The 19515-nt window shown below is 73.7% G+C and carries 16 protein-coding genes; 9 read left to right on the forward strand and 7 right to left on the reverse strand.

The features are described from left to right. The first annotated feature begins 32 nt into the window (after positions 1-32). Positions 33-4889 (forward strand): DNA repair ATPase, encoded by a 4857-nt coding sequence (locus tag IE321_RS07720; RefSeq protein ID WP_190222247.1) that lies wholly within the window; start codon positions 33-35, stop codon positions 4887-4889. Between the two features lie 38 nt (positions 4890-4927). Here IE321_RS07720 and IE321_RS07725 read toward each other — a convergent pair whose 3' ends face one another. Together IE321_RS07725 and IE321_RS07730 are read right to left on the reverse strand one after the other, a co-directional pair. Next, a complete protein-coding gene (locus IE321_RS07725) occupies positions 4928-7864 on the reverse strand; it encodes an ABC transporter permease (RefSeq protein WP_190222248.1) in 2937 nt (978 codons plus the stop codon). A gap of 2 nt (positions 7865-7866) precedes the next feature. Next, the gene (locus tag IE321_RS07730) at positions 7867-8604 is read right to left on the reverse strand and encodes an ABC transporter ATP-binding protein (RefSeq protein WP_190222262.1); all 738 of its coding nucleotides are present in this window, start codon (positions 8602-8604) and stop codon (positions 7867-7869) included. Positions 8605-8935: 331 nt separating this feature from the next. On the opposite strand from IE321_RS07730, the gene IE321_RS07735 reads away from it, so the two are divergent. The 4 genes from IE321_RS07735 (at position 8936) to IE321_RS07750 (ending at position 11278) form a co-directional block, all read left to right on the forward strand. Continuing rightward, positions 8936-9193, forward strand: coding sequence for an SHOCT domain-containing protein (locus tag IE321_RS07735; RefSeq protein ID WP_190222249.1), 258 nt, complete (start codon positions 8936-8938; stop codon positions 9191-9193). 206 nt (positions 9194-9399) lie between these two features. Then, positions 9400-9699 carry a DUF1918 domain-containing protein gene (locus tag IE321_RS43150; protein WP_373316610.1) on the forward strand — a complete coding sequence of 100 codons (300 nt, stop codon included), beginning with the start codon at positions 9400-9402 and terminating at the stop codon, positions 9697-9699. Next, positions 9681-10580 (forward strand): universal stress protein, encoded by a 900-nt coding sequence (locus tag IE321_RS07745; protein WP_190222251.1) that lies wholly within the window; start codon positions 9681-9683, stop codon positions 10578-10580. The genes IE321_RS43150 and IE321_RS07745 overlap by 19 nt, the downstream gene beginning before the upstream one ends. Next, positions 10580-11278: a helix-turn-helix domain-containing protein gene (locus tag IE321_RS07750; RefSeq protein WP_190222252.1), complete on the forward strand. Its 699-nt coding sequence runs from the start codon at positions 10580-10582 to the stop codon at positions 11276-11278. The genes IE321_RS07745 and IE321_RS07750 overlap by 1 nt, the downstream gene beginning before the upstream one ends. A 63-nt stretch (positions 11279-11341) precedes the next feature. Here IE321_RS07750 and IE321_RS07755 read toward each other — a convergent pair whose 3' ends face one another. Further along, the gene (locus IE321_RS07755) at positions 11342-12199 is read right to left on the reverse strand and encodes a universal stress protein (protein ID WP_190222253.1); all 858 of its coding nucleotides are present in this window, start codon (positions 12197-12199) and stop codon (positions 11342-11344) included. Positions 12200-12387: 188 nt separating this feature from the next. Here IE321_RS07755 and IE321_RS07760 point away from each other — a divergent pair, with 188 nt between their 5' ends. The 4 genes from IE321_RS07760 (at position 12388) to IE321_RS07775 (ending at position 14837) form a co-directional block, all read left to right on the forward strand. Continuing rightward, the gene (locus tag IE321_RS07760) at positions 12388-12591 is read left to right on the forward strand and encodes a hypothetical protein (RefSeq protein ID WP_190222254.1); all 204 of its coding nucleotides are present in this window, start codon (positions 12388-12390) and stop codon (positions 12589-12591) included. After that, complete coding sequence (locus tag IE321_RS07765; protein ID WP_190222255.1) at positions 12588-13517, forward strand: universal stress protein; 930 nt, start codon at positions 12588-12590, stop codon at positions 13515-13517. Before IE321_RS07760 ends, IE321_RS07765 begins: the two co-directional genes overlap by 4 nt. A gap of 361 nt (positions 13518-13878) precedes the next feature. Then, positions 13879-14337 (forward strand): Hsp20/alpha crystallin family protein, encoded by a 459-nt coding sequence (locus IE321_RS07770; protein WP_043226035.1) that lies wholly within the window; start codon positions 13879-13881, stop codon positions 14335-14337. After that, on the forward strand, positions 14334-14837 hold the full coding sequence (locus IE321_RS07775) for a flavodoxin domain-containing protein (protein ID WP_190222256.1): 504 nt from the start codon (positions 14334-14336) through the stop codon (positions 14835-14837). The genes IE321_RS07770 and IE321_RS07775 overlap by 4 nt, the downstream gene beginning before the upstream one ends. A 543-nt stretch (positions 14838-15380) precedes the next feature. On the opposite strand, the gene IE321_RS07780 is transcribed toward IE321_RS07775, so the two are convergent. From IE321_RS07780 to IE321_RS07795, 4 genes are all read right to left on the reverse strand, one after another. Further along, positions 15381-16679, reverse strand: coding sequence for a metal-dependent hydrolase family protein (locus tag IE321_RS07780; RefSeq protein ID WP_226652395.1), 1299 nt, complete (start codon positions 16677-16679; stop codon positions 15381-15383). A 277-nt stretch (positions 16680-16956) separates the two neighbouring features. Further along, a complete protein-coding gene (locus tag IE321_RS07785; protein ID WP_190222257.1) occupies positions 16957-17853 on the reverse strand; it encodes a sulfite exporter TauE/SafE family protein in 897 nt (298 codons plus the stop codon). After that, positions 17850-18431: a rhodanese-like domain-containing protein gene (locus IE321_RS07790; RefSeq protein ID WP_190222258.1), complete on the reverse strand. Its 582-nt coding sequence runs from the start codon at positions 18429-18431 to the stop codon at positions 17850-17852. The genes IE321_RS07785 and IE321_RS07790 overlap by 4 nt, the downstream gene beginning before the upstream one ends. Before the next feature lie 203 nt (positions 18432-18634). Further along, positions 18635-19515, reverse strand: an 881-nt coding sequence (locus IE321_RS07795; protein ID WP_268257401.1) for a rhodanese-like domain-containing protein, incomplete at its 5' end; no start/stop codon positions are given.

Consider the following 19515-nt stretch of genomic DNA (forward strand, 5'->3'; position numbering starts at 1 on the left):
GTCCATCACCACGGTACAAGGAGCGGCAGAGGATGAGCAGCGGAATCGACCAGGACACGTACGCGGTGCTGCGAGACCGCCTCATCGCCCGGGCGGGCGAACTCGCCCGGCGCGCCGAAGCGCTCAACGAGGCCCGGATCACGGAGTTCGGGTCGGGCGAGATGACCCTGGCGGCCACCCGCCGCATCCGCACCGAGCGCGCCTGCCTGCCCCGGGACGTCGTCAGCGCGGGTGGCGGCCGGCTGCTCCTCGGCCGGCACACGCCGAGCGCGGGTGACACCGAGCCGTCGGTGGCCGACGTCTTCGCCCTGTACGACCGGGACCTGAACCCGCTGCCCGAGGACGCCGTGCCCGGTCTCCTCGACGATCCGGACTTCCGCCGCGAGTTCACGGCCCTGCACCGCTACTTCCGAGGCGCCCACCTGCTGCGACTGCGGCGGGTGGAGGGCCGCCTCCTCGCCGTGTTCCGGACCGGGGAGAAGGCCGACGACCTCCGCGTGCTGCGCTGGGCGACCGACTCCTCCGGCGCGACGCGGTTCCTGGACGCCCAGGGGGAGCGGGACCACGTCCTGCCTCCGTCCCAGGAGGTCGAGTGGGTGGAGACGACGCGTGAGGACCACGTCCCGGGCCGTTTCCCCCACATCGCGATCGGCGGCCGCCTCTTCGTCTCCACCGTCGGCGGAAGCCTGACCCTCAAGACGGAGAACGACACCGAGACCCCCGAGGGCGTCCACACCGAACCGGTGGACGAACCCCTCCAGTCCCTGGCCGATGCCGAGGTCGCCCACGCGACCGTCGGCCCCCTGACCGTCGTCCGCGTACGCCCCTACAAGGAGGAGACCCACCGGCATCTGGTCTTCAACGCCATGACCGGTACCGTGGTCCGCCTCGACGGACTGGGACAGGCGTGCCTGAGGCTCCCCGACGACGCCGGCCTCGTGTTCCCGGACGGATACTGTCTGGCCTCCGGCCCGTTCAGGACGTTCGACACGGACACCTCAGGGCTCGCGTTCGACCACGCGGTCCTCTCGCCCAACGGGGAGGACCTGCTCTTCGTCTTCCACGCCCAGGCCGAGGGCCGCACCCTCCTGCTCCCCTACAACCTCATCCGCAAGGAGATCGCCGCTCCGGTCTCCTGCCACGGGCACGCGCTCCTCGACGACGGCACGATGGTGGCCCTGCGCACCGGCGACGGCGAACCCGGACGCGTCCACCCGGTGCAGCTCTGGCGGACGCCGTACGTCGCCGACACCCACGTCACGTCGACCGAGGGCGGCCCCCTGGCACGCATCGGCAACGCCGACCTCGTGCGCGGAATCTCCGACTGCCTGTCCATCGCCCGGCAGGCCACCGAGCTCACCCCCGCCGGCGAGGTGTACGCGGCGCTGCTCACCGCCTGCACCCGCGCGGCCGACGTCCACCACTGGCTGGGGGAGCCGGAGGCAGGTGACCTGCGGGCCCCGCTGGCCGAGCTCCACGACACGCTCACCCAGGTGCTCGACGAGTTCGCCACCGTGGCGACCCTCCGACGTCAGGCCGCGGAGGCGCTCACGGAGTCCGCCGAGGGGATCGCCCGACTGGTGCGGCGCGTCCGGGGCGAGGCCCCCGCCACGGCCGAGGAGTGGATCTCCCGCATCACCGAACTGCGCCGCGCGCAGGGACACCTGGTGACCCTCAAGGAGATGCGCTACGTCGATGCGGACGCCGTCGACGCCCTGGCCGCCGACGTGGAGTCCGACATCCTCTCCGCGGCCCGCAGGGCCGTCGCCTTCCTCGGCCGCGACAGCGCCTTCGCCCCCCACCACGCCGAGGCCGAGAGCCTGGCCGCCCGGGCCCGGGAGCTGGCCACCGCGGCGGAGGCGGGCCCCGTCGGCGACCGGATCGACGAACAGGCCCTCGCGCTGCGGACCCTCAGCGAGATCATCACCGGCCTCGACATCGCGGACGCCACCGTCCGCACCTCGATCCTCTCCCGGATCGCCGACGTCCTCGGCGCCCTGAACCGCGCCCGAGCCGTCCTCACCGCCCGGCGCGCCGAACTCCTCGACCGGGAGGGCGCTGCGGAGTTCGCGGCGGAACTCGCCCTCCTCGGTCAGGCCGTGACCGGCGCCCTCGCCGCGGCCGACACCCCGGAGGCGTGCGACGACCAGCTCGGCCGCCTGACGGTCCAACTGGAGAACCTGGAAGCCCGCTTCACCGGGTCGGAGCGGTTCCTGGACGGCCTCGCGGACAAGCGCACGGAGATCCACGACGCCTTCACCGCGCGCAGGCAGTCCCTCCAGGACGCCCGCGCCCGGCGGGCGGAACGACTCACCGAGTCCGCGGGCCGCGTCCTGGAAGCGATCGGCCGCCGCTCCTCGGCCCTGGCGGGCATCGACGAGGTCCACACGTACTTCGCGTCGGATCCCATGGTCGTCAAAGTCAGGCGCACGGCGGCGGAACTGCGCGAACTCGGCGACCGGACACGGGCGGAGGAGCTGGAGAGCCGTCTCGCCACCGCCCGTCAGGAAGCCGGCCGCACCCTGCGGGACCGCGCCGAGCTCTACTCCGACGCGGGTGACACCATCCGGCTCGGCCGGCACCGCTTCGCCGTCAACCGCCAGACCCCCGAGCTGACGCTCGTCCCGGCGGGAGACAGCCTCGTCCTCGCGCTGACCGGTACCGACTACCGCGCGCCCGTCACCGACCCGGCCCTCGCGGAGACCCGCCGCTTCTGGGACCGGCCCCTGCCCTCGGAGTCACCGGGCGTCTACCGGGCCGAACACCTGGCCGCCCGCCTCCTCGCCGACCACGGCGCCGACCGACTCGCCGGGGAGGACCTCCACGCGCTCGCGCGACGGAGGGCCGAGAGCGCGTACGACGAAGGGTACGAGCCCGGGGTCCACGACCACGACGCGGCGGTCATCCTGGGGCACCTGCTCAAGCTGTACGCGACCGCAGGCGTGCTCGGCCACTCCGGCCGTGCCCGGGCGGCGGCTCAGCTTCACTGGTCCCTCACCGCCACCGCCGCCGACCGCGCACAGTGGACCGAGCGGGCGATCTCCCTGACCCACGCCCGCGACCTCTTCGACACGCCCTCCGCGCTCGACGGACTGCGCCGCGCCCTCACCCAGGAGATCGGGGATCCGGCCGCCGCCACGTACCTCGTCGACGAACTGGGCGCCGAGCCCGCGGGCTTCGCCCTGTCCGCACCGGCTCGCGCCCTCCTGGAGAAGTTCCACCGGGCAGTGGCCACCTCCCCGTACGAGGCGTCCCTCGCCGCCCTCGCGGCCCCGGACACCCGTCGACAGCACGTCGAGGCATGGCTCGGCGCCTACCTGTCGGCGTCGGGCGAGTCCGTCGACGAGGACGTGCTCGCCGAGGCGGTCGCCGTCGAACTCTGCCCCGGCCTCGAACGGTACGATGCCGACGGCCCGACCACGGCGCACGCCACCGGCCTGCTCGGGAGCCACCCCCGGATGCGGGACCACGCCCTGGAACTCCGGCTCGACGAGTTCCTGGCCCGGACCGAGGACTTCGCACGCGACGACGTACCCGCTCACCGCGCCTACCAGCAGCGGCGTACGGCCCTCATCGAGCAGGAGCGCGCCCGGCTGCGCGTGGACGAACACCGCCCCCGGGTCATGGCGTCCTTCGTCCGCAACCGGCTCGTCGACGAGGTCTACCTGCCCCTCATCGGCGACAACCTGGCCAAGCAGCTGGGTGCGGCGGGCGACGCCAAGCGGAGCGACTCCCACGGCCTGCTCCTGCTCCTGTCACCGCCCGGGTACGGAAAGACCACGCTGATCGAGTACGTCGCCGACCGACTCGGCCTGCTCCTCGTCAGGATCGACGGCCCCGCCCTCGGGCGGCGGACGGTCTCCCTCGACCCCGCCGAGGCTCCCGACGCGACAGCCCGAAGGGAACTGGGGAAGATCGCCTTCGCCCTCGCGGCGGGCAACAACGTCCTGCTGTACGTCGACGACATCCAGCACTGCTCACCGGAGTTCCTGCAGAAGTTCATCCCCCTCTGCGACGCCACCCGGACCCTGAACGGCCACGACCTGCGCGGCAAGCGCTTCGCCGTCTGCATGGCCGGCAACCCCTTCACCGAGTCCGGTCACGCCTTCCGTGTCCCCGACATGCTCGCCAATCGCGCCGACGTGTGGAACCTCGGCGACGTCCTCACCGGCAAGGAGGACGCCTTCGCCCTCAGCTTCGTCGAGAACGCCCTCACCTCCCACCCCCTCCTCGCCCCGCTCGCCGCCCGCGACCGCGCCGACGTGGAACTCCTCGTCCGCCTCGCGGCCGGGGACCCGACCGCCCGCCGCGACCGGCTCACCCACCCCTACGCCCCGGCCGAGACCGACCGGATCCTGGCGGTCCTGCGCCACCTGCTGACCGCCCGCGAGACCGTCCTGGCCGTCAACGCGGAGTACATCGCCTCCGCCGCCCGCTCCGACGAGGCCCGTACCGAACCGGCCTTCCGGCTCCAGGGCTCGTACCGCACCATGAACAGGATCGCGGCCCGCCTCTCGCCCGCCATGAACGACGCCGAACTCGCCGCGGTCATCCACGACCACTACACCGCCGAGGCCCAGACCCTCACCACCGACGCCGAGGCCAACCTCCTCAAGCTCGCCGCACTCCGCGGCGCCCTCACCCCGGACCAGGCCGCCCGCTGGACGGAGATCACCGCCGCCCACGCCCGCACCCGGGCACTCGGGGGCGCACCCGACGAACCCCTGTCCCGGGCGGTCGCCGCCCTCGGCCTGCTCGCCGACCGCATCACCGCGGTCGAGGCGGCGATCGACCGGGCGACGGGCTCCTGCCACCTGCCCGCGCGCCGCACCGGCCGTCACGCCGCACCGCCTGAGGGCGCATCCGCCCCCGGGCACGACCAGAACTGAAGCGAAGGCCGACCGGACGCGCTGTCCCGAGTCGCCCGTCATTCGGTGACGCGGACCGCGAGGGCCGGGCGGATGGCGGCCGCGCGGCGGGCGGGCCCGATCGTGGCCAGGAGCGACGCGACGAAGGTGGCTGCCGCCAGGCCGCCGACGCCGGCCCACTCGACGGGGAACCCTCCTTCGAGACCCTCGAACGCGGCGCTGTTCCGGTACATCAGCCAGGTCGTCAGCACGCCCAGCAGGGATCCGAGCGCGATGCCCTCCACCGCGACGAAGGCGCTTTCCCACAGGAAGGACCGCTGGACGGTCCGCGCCCGGAAGCCGAGGGCCCGGAGGACGCCGATGGTGCGGCGGCGTTCGCGTACGGCCCGGACCATGACGACGCCGAGGCCGGTGATGCCCACGCCGAGGCCCAGGACGAGGAAGCCCTGCATGAGGCGGAAGAAGGCGGTGCTGGAATCGAACTGGCGTCGGAGGTCCGATTCGATGGGTGTGGCGACCAGGCTGGACGAGAGCTGCTCGCCCTGCAGTCGGGTCGCCAGGGCGTCGGGGGAGGTGCCGGGGCTGGTTCTCACCAGTGCGGAGGCGTTCTGCGCCTGGGTGCCGAACAGCTCGCGCGTGGCCCGCTCGCTCATCACCACGGGGTAGGTGGTCGAACTGGCGCCGGTGCCCGGGTAGAAGACCAGCCCGTTGCTGAGCACGCCGGCGATGACCTTCTGTTCGCTGCGGCCCGTCCGGGGATCCGTCAGGGTGAGGGTGTCCCCGGGGTCGTAGTAGTCGCCGGCCGGGCCGCCGGTGCTGCCGAAGAAGCCGTCGAGCACGACGTAGCGGGGGTCGGAGGCGAGAGCCCGCCATACCGCGGGGTCGTCGGCCAGGCCGGGCAGCCGCTCGCGGAACGTGATGCCGGTGATGGCCCCGTCGGGTACGCCGACGACGGCACTGTCCAGCGGTCGGGGGCCGCGGCCACCCGGATCGGTGGCCCGCCCGGTGGCGTTGAGCAGCGGTGTCACGGCGGAGACACCGGCGGCCGACGGGCCGCCACGCAGATCGGAGAAGAGGCGGTCGCCCGCGACCTCGGGGTTGTAGTCGAGGCGCAGGGAGTATCCGGCGGTGGCGTCGGCGACGACTCCGTCGACGCCGGCGCGGAGGATGCCCGAGATCTCCGTCAGGAGCACGAGCACGAACACGATCAGGGTGTACATCACCAGCGTCGCGCCGGTCCTGAATCGCTTGGCCAAGGGGTACGCGACGGCGAGCCGTGCCGCCAGGCCGCCTTCCGTCGGGCGCTGGAGGAGCCGTCGTACGGGACGGAGCAGGGTCTTCTGGTTGTCGCTGACGAGCACCACGGCGGAGAAGGCGGCCAGGGCTCCTTGGACGACGTACACGGACATGGAGGGCGTGTCGAAGATCCGGGGGCGGATGACGGGAGCGAGGAGCGTCCAGGCGAGTACGGCTCCCGCGACCAGGGTGGTGACCGTGTGCCGGGGGAGGACACGCAGGAGCGCCGGGGCTGCGAAGGCGAGGGCGAGCGCCGGCATGAGGTACGTGGCGTCCGGTTGGCTGCGCGCCACGGCCGGGACGGCCACGAACGCGCACAGGACGGCCAAGGCGGTGGAGACCGCGAGCAGACGGCGGCGCGGCTCTCGTCCGGGCGTGGCGGGAAGGTCGCGGATCGCGGCGATGATGTTGAACCTGCTGATGCGCACGCTGGTCGCGAGGATCGCGGCGAAGGCGATGAGCAGGCCCATGGCCAGTCCGTTGAGGACGCTGGTGGGAGTGATCGCGAACGCGATGCGGATGCTGCTGCCACCGACCGACCAGCCCTGGAAGATCTGCGCGGCCACCACGGCGACGCCCCAGCCGACGGCCACCCCGATGGCCACGCCCGGCACCGCGGACAGCAACGCGTAGGTCGCCCCTTCGAGGGTGAAGGACCCGACCAGCCGCGAGCGCTTCATCCCGACGGCCCGCACCATGCCCATCTGGGATTTCCGCTCCTCGCCGAGCATCACGAAGATGTTCACCAGCAGGAGCGCGCCCGCGATGATGCTGAAGCTGCCGATCATGAGGAACAGGGCTCCGAGGGAGTCCCCGGCCTGTTCGGCGTCCCGCAGGACCGTGTGCTTCGGAGCGTCGATCGTCGCCCGGTCGGCGAGCGGGCCCAGAGCCTGGCGGATGTCGGTGGTCACACGGTCGGTCAGGGCTTCGCCGCGCTCGACGCCGCCCCGGTTGGACACGAAGGTGACCGAGCGCGGCTCCGTGCCCGCGGCCCGGGCGGCGGAGTCCAGGGCCCGCGGTGGCAGGAAGACGTCGCGGTTCAGCCTGCCGCCGAGGCCCACACCGGCGAGGCCCCGCTCCGGCACCACACGCTCGACCCGGTACGTCTGGGGTGCGCCGAACAGGTACACCGTGATCGGGTCGCCGGCTCCCACGCTCAGGGACCGGGCCAGCGGCTCGTTGACCACGACATGACCGGGCTTCGGGTTCGGTCCGCCGAGACCGGAGTCGCCACCTGGCGCGCCGAACCGCGACGCCTCGCCGAAGTCCATCTGCCAGGCCAGGACGCGCGGCTCGGCGACCGTCCGGCCACCGGTACGGCTGACGGCCGATGCCTGCGCGGCCCCGGCGTGCAGAACACCGTCGACATCGGGATCGCCGACCAGGCCGGCCAGTCGTTCCGTGACGACGCGCCCGGTCGGTCCAGGGGGTGCGACGACGCGCTCGTCCACCGGCCCCAGAGTGCGGTACGCCTCCTGGCGCACGGAGAAGTTCAGGGTGTCACCGACGACGAGGGCGCCGATGACGATGGCCGTGCCGAGCATCGACCCGCCGATCACCAGCGCCGCCTCGGTGCGCCGGCGGGCGACCTGCCGGAACGCCAGCCGTCGTGACACCGGCTGCCGGACGGCCACCAGCACCAGGGCCGCGAGGGCGAGCGCGAGGGCGCCGAGCAACGGGACGAGGAGGTTCGGGTACATGGTCAGCCCCGGGGGAGGTCACGGATCGCGGCCGGAGCGGTGACGGCCCGGCGGACGTCGTCGACCAGCTGCCCGTCGCGCATCCGGATCAGCCGGGGGGCACGCGCGCCGATGGCGCTGTCGTGCGTGACCAGGACGATGGTCTGGCCCTCGTCCTGGTTGAGTTCGCACAGCAGGTCCATGATCTGGTCCGCCATCGCGCTGTCCAGGTTGCCCGTCGGTTCGTCCGCCCAGACGATGGCCGGGCTTCCGGAGAGGGCGCGGGCGATGGTCACCCGCTGCTGTTCACCGCCGGACATCTCGCTCGGCCGGTGCTCGACCCGGTGACCGAGACCCACCCGGTCGAGCATGTCCAGGGCTCTGCGGCGCGCCTCGCGCGGCCGGGTGCCCACGAGCAGCAGGGGCAGTTCGACGTTCTCCACGGCGGAGAAGACGGGGATGAGGTTGAACGCCTGGAAGACGAATCCCATGGTGTGGGCCCGGTGCTCCGTGCGCGCGGCGTCCGACATGGCGAAGAGGTCGTGGCCGTCGATCTCCACCCGACCGCCGTCGATGTCGTCGAGTCCCGACAGACAGTTCAGCAGCGTGGTCTTTCCGGAGCCGGACGGACCCATGACCGCGACCATCTCGCCGCGGCGTACGAGGAGGTCCAGGTCGAGCAGGGCGGTGACCGCGACGGAGCCCGTCCGGTAGATCTTGCGCACCCCGGTGGCGACGAGGAGTGCCCGGTCGGTGTTCATGGTGTCCATTCCAACCTCCGGAGGAAGCGCCGCACTACGGCCGCCCGGGCCCGACAAGGGGCCGAAGGGCCCCATCGCCGGGACCCTGGGAGGCCCGCTTCGAGCGGTCTGCCGAGGCTGTCGACCGGCGCGGTCCGCCGGCGCGGGCGGACATCCGCCGTCAGACGTCCGCTGCGGCTCGGGCGCGTCTTCCGTACCCGCTCGGCCCTCAGGGGGGACCGACCGGCCCTGTGCGGGGAGCGTCGGCCGGCGCACCGTGGGGAACGGAAGCCGGCACGGTCGCGGATGTGCTCTGCCAGGACCGTGTCGGCCGTCGGGAGAGTGAGTGGCCATGATGTTCTGGTACGGCGACGGCATGAACGGATGGGGCTGGTTCGCCATGTCCGCAGGAATGATCCTCTTCTGGGGCCTTCTGATCACAGCCGTCGTGTTGATCTTCCGCACGCTGGACCGGGCCGCGGAACGGCCGGCGCGTCAGGACCGCCCCGCGGGACCGGAGCGGATCCTCGGTGAGCGGCTGGCCCGCGGTGAGATCGACGAGGAGGAGTACCGAAGGCGGCTGAGCGCCCTGCGAAGCGGCGAGCCGTAGACCGCGCCGTGAGAGGCCACCGGGACGCGGGAGCGACGCGCCCGGTGACCCGGGAGCACGGCCCGTCGGACGCACGCGGAGCCGCAGGGTCGGCACGAGGCGCTGGAGCGGGCGGGCGCGGCCGACCCCGGGCAACCCGGTGGACGGGCGTCCCGGGGCGCGGTGGCGGGGGGACCGCCGGGGACGAGGGGCGCGACGGCGAGATCGTGGCACCGCACCACGAGGACGGGAGCCCGCCCTCCGACGCCCGTCGGTCGGACACCGGCAAGGTCACCCTCGCCTTCCCCGGTCCCGACGCACGCGTCCAGCACTTCTCCCGCTCCGGCCGGGCGGCTGCGTCACGGCGGTGGAAGGGGCACGGGCGCCGTCGTGCGGGTGTCCCGGCACCGAGGGGCGGTCCGGAGGGGCCCGATCGGCCCTGTCCTCCCCTCCGCGACAGTGCGAGCGTGACAGCAGACCCTCACGTGACCGAAAGGCGGTGGGCAGGATGGAATCCCCCCTGGTAGTCGGCGTCGACGGTTCCGGTCCCGGTCTCACGGCCCTGGACTGGGCCGTCGACGAGGCCGTGCGGCAGGGGCGCCCCCTGCGGATCGTGTACGCCTCGCTGTGGGAACGGTACGAGGGGGCCGTGCCTCCCTGGAGCACCGACCGGCCGTGGGGCCAGGTCCTCGCCGACACCATCGTCGGCCAGGCCGCGGATCGCGCCCGGCGACGGGCGCCGGGTCTCCCGCTCACCACCCGCGTCGCCGCCGAGGACGCCGCCGGAGCTCTGCTCCAGGAGGGGCGGCAAGCATGGGGCGTCGTCGTCGGAGCGCGAGGGCGCACCGAACTCGGAGACCTCCTGCTCGGATCGGTCGGCCTCGTCGTCGCCGCCCGGGCGTGGTGTCCCGTCGTCGTCGTGCGGGGAGACCGGCAGGCCCTGGAAGCGCGCCACGGACGGATCCTCCTCGGCGTCGGCGACCAGGACGTCGACGCCCCGTCCGTCGCGTTCGCCTTCCGCGAGGCGGCGGTCCGCGACGCGGAGCTGGACGCGGTGCGCACCTGGCGCCGGCCCCTCCACGACCCGCTGCTGCGCGGGGAGGCCGGGGTGTACCTCGCCGAGGAGGCGTCGGAGACCCTGGACAAGGCCCTCGCCGCACGCGTGCGGGAACACCCGGAGGTACGGGTGCGCCGGAGCAGCGTCGAAGGGGCCGCGCACCGCGTGCTGACCGAGCGCTCCGCCGCCGCCGACCTCCTCGTGCTCGGTGCGCGCCGACGGGACGGACTGGTCGGCCTCCAGCTCGGCAGGGCGGCCCACCGGGCCCTGCACCACGCCCTGTGCCCGGTCGCCGTCGTACCGCAGCCGCCCCTCACCACCACCGCGGCGGTCACGGAAGGGGACGAGTGATGAACACCATCGGCGACCGGCGGTACCGGAGCGACCTCGGCCGCCGCGTCATGACGCGGCGACGGCAGCTCGGTCTGTCCCGCGAGGAGCTGGCGGAGCGCACCGGATCCACCCCCGGATACATCGTCCACGTGGAGGAGCAGCTGCCCACGCCGGGCATCGAGTTCCTGGTCCGCCTCGCCCACGCCCTGGAGACGACCATCCAGGACCTGACCGGTCTCACGGCGAACCGCGCCCCCGGTGGGGCGTCGCCGGGGAACCGGCCGGAACTGGTGGAGCTCGACGAGCCCGAGTGCTGGTCCCTGCTCGACGACCGCGGTGTCGGCCGGATCGGTGTCGAGGGGACCGACGGCCTCGCCGTGTTCCCGGTCAACTACCAGGTGCTCGACGGAAGCCTGGTCTTCTCGACCGCGGCGGACTCCGCCCTCGGTCGGGCAGCGGCCTCCGGCGTCGAGGCCGCCTTCGAGGCGGACCGTCCGGACGAGGCGTTCCGGCGAGGCTGGAGCGTGCTGCTCGTCGGCCCGGTGCACATCCTCTCCGACCCGGCCGAGGCCATGGACATGAGCCGGGCGGTGACGGTGCGCCCTTGGTCCGGAGGCGAGCGGGACACCGTCGTGAGGCTCGTCCCACGCCGTGTCACGGGACGACGGATCCATGTCCCCGGCGCGCCCGGCGAGCCTGCCGAGCCGGGCGCGTGAGCCGGGAAGGAAAGGACCTGGGGTGCGGGCGGACCGACGGGTCCGCCCGCACACCCACGCTCATCACAGAGGGACGACCGCCACCGGCGCCGGGCTGTGATGGATGACCGCCTGCGTCACGTGACCGACGTGCGGGCCGACCGGCAGTCGACGGGCGCGGCGCCCCACGACGACGAGTTCCGCTTCCCGGGAGGCCTCGGCCATCTGAGGGGCGGCCGAGCCCACGACCGCCTTGGCCGTGACCGAGGTACCCGGATACCGCGTGCGCCACGGCGACAGCAGCCCTTCGAGGCCGACACGCACGCCGGCACCCAGCTCCTCACCGATTCCCGGGTCCACGACGGCCGCGTAGCCGTAGGAGGCGGGCGCCGTCCAGGTGCTGAGGAACCGCAGCGGAGCGTGCCGCCTGGCCGCTTCCTCGAAGGCGAAGGCCAGCAGGGGCTCGCACGGATGACGAAGGTCGACCCCGACCACGATCCCGCGGACGGAGGACACCGGATCCGGGCGCTCCGCACGCACGAGGACGACCGGCCGCCGGGCCGCGCCCACGACCGCGAGGGAGACCGAGCCCACGACGAAGCCGAGGACGCCGCCGAGACCGCGCGAGCCCAGCACCAGCAGGTCCGCCTCGTCCGCCGCCGCGACCAGCTCGTCCGCCGCCCGCCCGCGCGCCCGCTCCGTGGCGACCTCCAGCTCGGGATGCTCCTTCCGGGCCCGCTCCGCCCCTTCGCGCAGGAGGGTCTCGGCCCTCTCGTACAGCGCCCGGGCGTGGGCGACCGGGATCTCCGGAGTGTTCGGCCACTCCTCCACGTGGACGAGGCGGAGCGGAACCTCGCGGAGGTCCGCTTCCCCCGCCGCCCAGCGTGCCGCGGCGAGGCTCTCGTCCGAACCGTCCAGCCCCACGGTGACCTGTGCTGTCATCACTGCCTCCTCAACCGGCACCGTCGATGACACCAGGCTGGTCCGGCGCACGGCCGGGCGGTGAGGGCCGGGCAGGTCTCGATCGGGACCGAACGGCCCATCGCGGCGGGCGCCCCGTGATGCCAGCGTGAGGAGTGTCGTCCTTCCCGACGCCGTACGAGCCCCGGGCACACACCCGAGGAGGAGCCATGAGCAGCGACACCCCCGGTCGGCCCGAGCCGACCGACGTCGTCGTGGGGATCGACGGATCCCCCTCGGCCCGGACGGCCGCCCCGGGGGCCGCCGCGGAGGCGGACCGCCGGTCCCGCCCGCCGCACCTCGTCCACCACGCCCACTGTCCCGTGGAGACCGTCCCCGTCGGCTTCGGGACGCGGGGCGGCGACGCGCCGTGAGCGACCTCCTGTACGGAGTCGATCCCGCGGAGCTCTCCGTACCCGCCCTGGTGTGGGCCGCCGACGAGGCGGCCCGCAGACGGCTGCGGCTGCGCCTCGTCGTCGCCGTACCCCCCGTCCACGACCGGCTGAGGTACGACGCCCTGGCCCATCGGTCCGCCCTGCGGATCCGGGCGGAGACCGCCCTCTCCGATGTCCGGGAACTCGTCCGAAGACTCCACGCCGAGCTGAGGACGGCCGCGGAACTCGTGGACGGGGCGCCCGCCACGGTACTGCTCGCGCGAGCCGATGAAGCGGATCTGGTGGTGCTCGGGTCGCGCCGGCTCGGCAGGGCCGCCGAACTGCTCGGCGAGAGCTCGGTGGTCGTCCCGCTCACCGCGCGCGCCCCCTGTCCCGTCGTCGTGGTCCGGGCACCGGAACACACCGAGGTCCATCCGCCGACGCTCGTCGTCGGCGTGGACGGCAGCGAACGGAGCCGGTCCGCCGTCGCGTTCGCCGTACGGGAGGCGAGCCTGCGCGAGGCACGGCTGAGGGCGGTCTGGGTCTGGCCCCGCCCGCTCCTCGCACACGAGGACACCGAGGCCGGTCTGTCCGAGCGCCGCCGCCTCCTCGCGGAGTCCGTGGCCGGCTGGACGGACCACCACCCCGACGTGGAGATCCTCCGGGACGTCGTCCGCGGACATCCGGTCGAGCAACTCGCTCTGGCCGCACGTGAATCCCTCGCTCTGGTCGTGGGGAGGACCGGGCGCGGCGGCTACACGGGCATGCGCCTCGGATCGACGGTCCACGGCCTCCTGCACCACGCCGACTGCCCGGTGATCACCGTCCCCTCCGGCACGCCGCAGGAACGCGGCGACCACGACCACGACCGGGAGCGGGCCGGACGGCCCCCTCCGACGGAGACCGACCGGCCTCCGTCGCCCTGACCCGCTCGGCACCGGTAACCGCGCACGCCGCCCCGGAAGGCGGTGGAAGAGGACGCACCCGCGGTCGTCCCGGGACCGGAAGAGGCGAGCGCCACGCAGCGCATCCGCATGAGCGCCAAGCCGCGGCGGCCCCGAGAGCGGTCCCCGCTCGCCCGGTGACCCGTCCACGAGCAGGAGGGCGTTTCGAGGGCCGGTCGGGCCCCTCGGGAACGGGACCGTTCGGCCCTCCTCGACACCCCCGTTCGACACTCCGCCGCGCCCCGTGCGGACGGAAGGCTGGAACCGTGGAGCCGGACGGACTCCGCTACCGGACATTCCGCGCCGGAACGACACCCCGGCACCGTGGAAGAGGAGCAGAACGATGACCGGAGCCAAGCCGGAACGCAGGCACAGCTTCTTCCCCGACCTCGACACCTGGTTCGGCCGGGAGTTCCCGGGGCTTCCCGGATGGCGCCCCGCCACGGCCGCCCACGCCATCCCGGTCGAGGTCTCCACCGGCGACGACGGCGTCTACACGCTGAGGGCCGAACTCCCCGGGATGGACCCGGACGACATCACCCTCACGGTCGACGACAACCTCGTCACCGTGAGCGCCGAGCAGCGGGAGAGCACCGAGGACAAGGACCACTCGGAATTCCGCTACGGCGCGTTCCGCAGGACCGTGCGCCTCCCCGACACCATCCCCGCGGACGACGTCGACGCCTCCTACGCGGACGGCATCCTCACCGTCCGGATCCCGATGCCCACCCAGGACACCCGCACGGCACGGACCATCCGCGTCAAGCGGCGGGCAGCCGACGACAAGGAGGACCGGTCATGACCACGAAGCGCGTCCTCGTCGCCTACGGCAGCAAGCACGGCTCCACCGCCGGCATCGCCGACGAGATAGGCCGGGCCCTCAGGGACGACGGATTCGACACCGACGTCCGTCCCGCCGACACCGTCACCGACGTCAGGGACTACGACGGCGTCGTCCTCGGCGGAGCGCTCTACGCCGGACACTGGAACGGCGAGGCCCGCCGGTGCGCCCGGCGCAACGCCGAACAGCTCCGCCACCGCCCCGTCTGGCTCTTCAGCAGCGGCCCCGTCGACAGCTCCGCCGAACAGCGCGACATCCCGCCCGTTCGTGGAGTCGCCCGCCGGATGAAGCAGCTCGGTGCGAGGGAGCACGTCACCTTCGGGGGCGCCCTCACCGCCGACAACCCGGATCTGGTCGCCCGGGCCATGGTCCGCCACGGCAAGGGCGGCGACTTCCGTGACCCGGCCCGCATCCGGGCCTGGGCCCACCGCATCGGAGACGCGCTGGGAGAAACCGGCTGAGTGCCGGCCTTTCGGCCCGAGGGGACGGAGCCCACTCCGACTCCGACGGAGCCCACTCCGACTCCGACGGAGCCCACGCCCGCACCGACGGATCCGACCCCGACTCCGACGGATCCGACCCCGACTCCGACGGAGCCGACGCCCACGCCGACCTCTTCGGAGCCGACGCCCGGGCCCACGCATCCGACCTATCCGCCGAACCCGCCCGGTGGTTACGGAGACGAACTGGCGGAGGCCGGTAGTGCCCGCACGACGTCGCTCGGAATCGTCGCCCTGTTCCTCGTCACCAGCGGGTCCTCGTTCGTGGCCTGGAAGCTGCGACGGCGCGGCAGGTCCGCCTTCTAGGGGTATCCGACCCGCAGCGTCGCTCGCACGGGTGGGAGACGGGCGCGGGACGGTCGATGGATCCGGAGGAGGCGGCCTGGGCGGCCGGGAGCGCGCCTTGTCCGTCTCCCGGTGGTCCGGCCCGCGTTCGGACCACCGGGAGACCGCTGGTCCGAAAGGGGCTTCGAGCCGGTTCGGTCCTTCGTCGGTCCCGCGCTTCTACGGGACCAGGGCGGGCAGGCCCGCGGAGGCGAGAACGCCGGCCCGGTCGATGGCGACGCGTCCTTCTTTGAGCACGGCGTGCACCTGGGCGGGGTCGGCGAGGGAGTCGATGTCGTCCAGGGGGTCGGTGCCGCAGATGACGAGGTCGGCGGCCTTGCCGGCGACCAGGCTGCCGGTGGCGTCGCCCACCGCGCACAGATCGGCGGCCTCGGAGGTGGCTGCCCGGATGGCCTGGAGCGGCGTCATGCCGCCGATGCGGACGAGGAGTCCCAGCTCCTTGAGGTTCTGCCCGTGGGGGGCGATCAGGCCCGCGTCGGTCCCCATCGCGACACGGATCCCGGCCTCCACGGAGCGGGCCACGGACTCCTGGGCGACCCGGTGCCAGTGGACGGCCTTGGCGTGGACGGCCGCCGGCACGGAGGACGGGTCGGGATCGGTCATGGTCTCCAGGAGGGTGGGCACGAGGAACTGGCCGCGTTCGGCCATCTCCGCGCGCAGCTCGTCGGTGAGGGCGTAGCCGTGCTCGATGCTGCGGACCCCGGAGCGGACGGCCGCGGCGATGCCGGCTTCCCCGATCGCGTGGACCGCGACGGGAAGGCCGCCGTAGGCTTCGGCCTCCTCCACGGCCGCGCGGATCATCTCGGGCCGCAGTCCGAGCCATTCGGGCTGGTCGTGCGGGGAGGTGACCCCTCCGCTGGCGGCGAGCTTGACGCAGTCGGCGCCGGCGGCGACGAGTTCGCGCACGCGGGTGCGGATGTCGTCGACGGTGTCCACGAGGCCGGCGGGGCTGCCGGGGAAGGTGACGGCGGTGGCGAGGGCGTCGACGCCGCTCGGGAGGCGGAAGTCGGCGTGGCCGGCGGTCTGGCTCAGCATGCTCACCGCGACCAGGAGCCGCGGCCCTGCGACGCGGCGTTCGGCCACGGCCCGCCGGAAGCCCGCGTCGAGTCCCATGAGGTCGCGTGCCGTGGTCACCCCGTTGTGCAAGGTGACCCGGAGCCGTTCGATCACCTTCAGCGTCCGGTAGCTGACGGGTTCGGCCGCACCCGCCAGCGGGCTCTCCACCGGACCCGGCAGGGCGAAGTGCACGTGCGCGTCGATGAATCCGGGGCAGACGGTCCGCCCTCCCAGGTCCACTCGGGTCGCGCTGCGCAGGCCCGGATCGTCGGGTGCCTCGTCGGCGGGCCCGCACCAGCGGATGAGGGCGCCCTCGATCACCAGTACGCCGTCGGCGACCGGCGGGGCGCCCGTGCCGTCGACGATCCGGGCGTTGTGCAGCACGACGGGGAGGGAGGACACGGCAATCCTTCGGGTTCGGGACAGCGGTGACGCGATCGTGCCACGGCACGCAGGCCGGATCGTGGAGCCGCTCGGCAGCGAGGAACGGGCTCACTGGACTTCGCCGTGCACGACGCCGACGGCACCCGGCTCGCCCACGCCCGCGCGGTCACCGACCGTGCCACCTCCGCCTGGCTCCGCGACGTCCCTGTGGAACCCGCCCACCGCGGCGGAGGGCTCGGTACACGGCCGGCGGAAGCTGTCCGCGCCCCCTCGCTCCCTGTCTGGCCCAAGCGCGTCATCTCGGTGCCGCGTCCTGGCGGGCGCGGGGCACCGGCCGTGGGGGTGTCTTCTTCGACCGCCTCCGGAGTCGGGCGGCCACCGCTGTGCTTGCGGCGGCGCCGAAGGCGGCCCAGGTGGCGGGGTGGGTCCAGACGCCGGTGTCGAGTTGCTGGGCGAGGACGAAGACGCCCATCACCACGACGAACCAGCCGAAGGCCCGGCGCAGCACGTCCTGTGGGATGCGTCCGGCGAGGCGGGCGCCGATCAGGCTGCCCGCGACCGCCGCCACGGTCACGGTCAGGGCGATGCCCCAGTCGATGGACGCCCCGGAGAGGTGTCCGGCGAGTCCGGCGAAGGACTTCATCGCGATGACGAGGAGCGAGGTGCCGACCGCGATACCCATGGGCAGCCCGCCGAGGATGGCGAGGGCGGGGACGACGAGGAATCCGCCGCCGGAGCCGACCAGGCCGGTCACGGCGCCGACGGCGAGGCCTTCGACGGCGATGTGCTTGAGCGGCAGGTCGCGGTGGGCGGGCCGGGCCGCCTTCTTCGCGCCGTCGCGCGGTTTGCGGAGCATCGCGAAGGCGGTGGCCAGCATCATCAGCGCGAACGCGACCAGCAGGATCGTGCCGGGAACGTACTCGGCGAGACGGCCGCCGCCGTACGCGCCCGCCATGCTGAACGCGCCGAAGAGCAGGCCGGTCCGCCACCGCACCCGGTGGGCGCGGGCGTGCGGGACGAGCGCGGCGAGGCTGGTCACGCCGACGACGAACAGCGAGGTGGCGATGGCCTCCTTGGTGTCCTGTCCGGCGAGGTAGACCAGGATCGGGACGGTGAGGATGGACCCGCCGCCGCCGAGGACGCCGAGGCTGACGCCGATGAGGAGGGAGGCGGCGACGATGAGGGCGGTCACGACGCGCTCCGCAGCTCCGAGACGACGGTGCGGATGTCGGTGCGCGGCCCACGGTTGTACGGGAGCTTGGACAGCAGCACGCCCATGGCGCAGGAGTTGCTGAGCGCGGCATGGGTCAGGCCGGCGCCGACGGCGGTGCCGATGAGGTGGACGCCGGGGACCAGGAGGCCGAACAGGCCGGTGGTCAGCACGATCGAGCCCGCCACCAGGCGGACCTGACGCTCCATGTCCCAGCGCTCAGGCCCCCGCGCGACGGGGGCGCCGACCGCCTCCCAGGCGTTCATGCCGCCCTCCAGGACACGGAGGTTCGGCAGGCCGGCCTGGGTGAGGGCCTGCTCCGCCTCCCGGGCGCGCCGGCCGGAGCGGCAGACGAGCACGACCTCCTCGTCCAGGTGGGACAGGAGCTCCGCGCGGTGCTCGCGCAGCGTGCTCGAGGGGACGTTGTAGGAGCCCGGGACGTGGACGGTGCGGAACTCGCCGGGCGTGCGCACGTCGAGCAGCCGGGGGGCGCGGCCCTCCTGGACGAGGCGGTGCAGGACGGCGGGGGTGATCGACTGAACGGTGCGCTCGGTGCTCATGCAGGACTCCGGAAGGTGGGCGCGGGGTGGCGGGCCATGGCAGGGACCCGGGCGGCGGAGAAGAAGGAGGCCGTCGCGGGCGGGGCAGTGCGGCTCCGCCCGCGACGGGGGAGGGGCGGGGACAGTGCGGCCCCCGGTTCCTCCACGGCCGGCGGTGCACGACGGGCAGGGCCCGGATCCGTGCCCGACCGGCGGTCGGGTGGTCAGCCGGCGGGCTCGGCCGCGAGGGCCCAGGCCGCGTAGCCGCCGAGGATGTCGGAGACGTCCTCGAAGCCTCGGTGGCGCAGCAGGCTGGCGGCGACGGAGGACCGGTGGCCGCCCGCGCAGTGCAGGACGAGGGGCCGGTCGGTGGGGAGTTCGCCGGTACGGGCGGGCAGCTCGCTGAGCGGGATGTGCAGGGCCTCGGGGAGGAAACCGTTCGCCTCCCGCTCGCCGCAGGTGCGCACGTCCACGACGACCGGCGGGTGGTCGCCCGCGAGGGCGGTCCGCAGGTGGGCGGCGGTGACGCGGCTGGCGGGGGCGACCTCGTCCGCCAGGACCCGCAGCGCGTCCTCGGGATTGCGGACGTAACCCACGACGTGGTCGAAGCCGATGCGGGCGAGCCGGGTGACGACCTCCTCCTCGCGGTTCTGCGGAGCCATCACGAGCAGTTCGTCGGACGGGACCAGGACCGTGCCGGCCTGCTCGGCGAAGCGTCCGTCGGCGGGCACGTTCACCGCGCCGCGCAGGTGCCCGGCCGCGAACTCCTGCGGGTCGCGGGCGTCGACGACGACCGCTCCGCCGGCGCGCAGGCCCTCGAACTCGTCCAGGGCGAGCGGCCGGGCCGCGGCGGTCGCGTCGTACAGCGTGCGGTCCTTGCGGTTGAGGCCGGCGTCGTAGGCGAAGTAGCCGGGCGCCGCCGTCTGGCCGGCGGTGACCAGCGCCACGAACTCCTCGCGGCCCATCGGCGCGCAGGCGTAGTTGGTGGCGCGCTGCTCTCCGATCGTGGAGGACTTCTCCGTGGACAGGTTCTTGCCGCAGGCGGAGCCCGCGCCGTGGGCGGGGAAGACCCGGACCTCGTCGGGCAGGCCCATCAGCTTGTTCT

The sequence above is a fragment of the Streptomyces hydrogenans genome (assembly GCF_014656075.1).
GTDB lineage: Bacteria > Actinomycetota > Actinomycetes > Streptomycetales > Streptomycetaceae > Streptomyces > Streptomyces hydrogenans.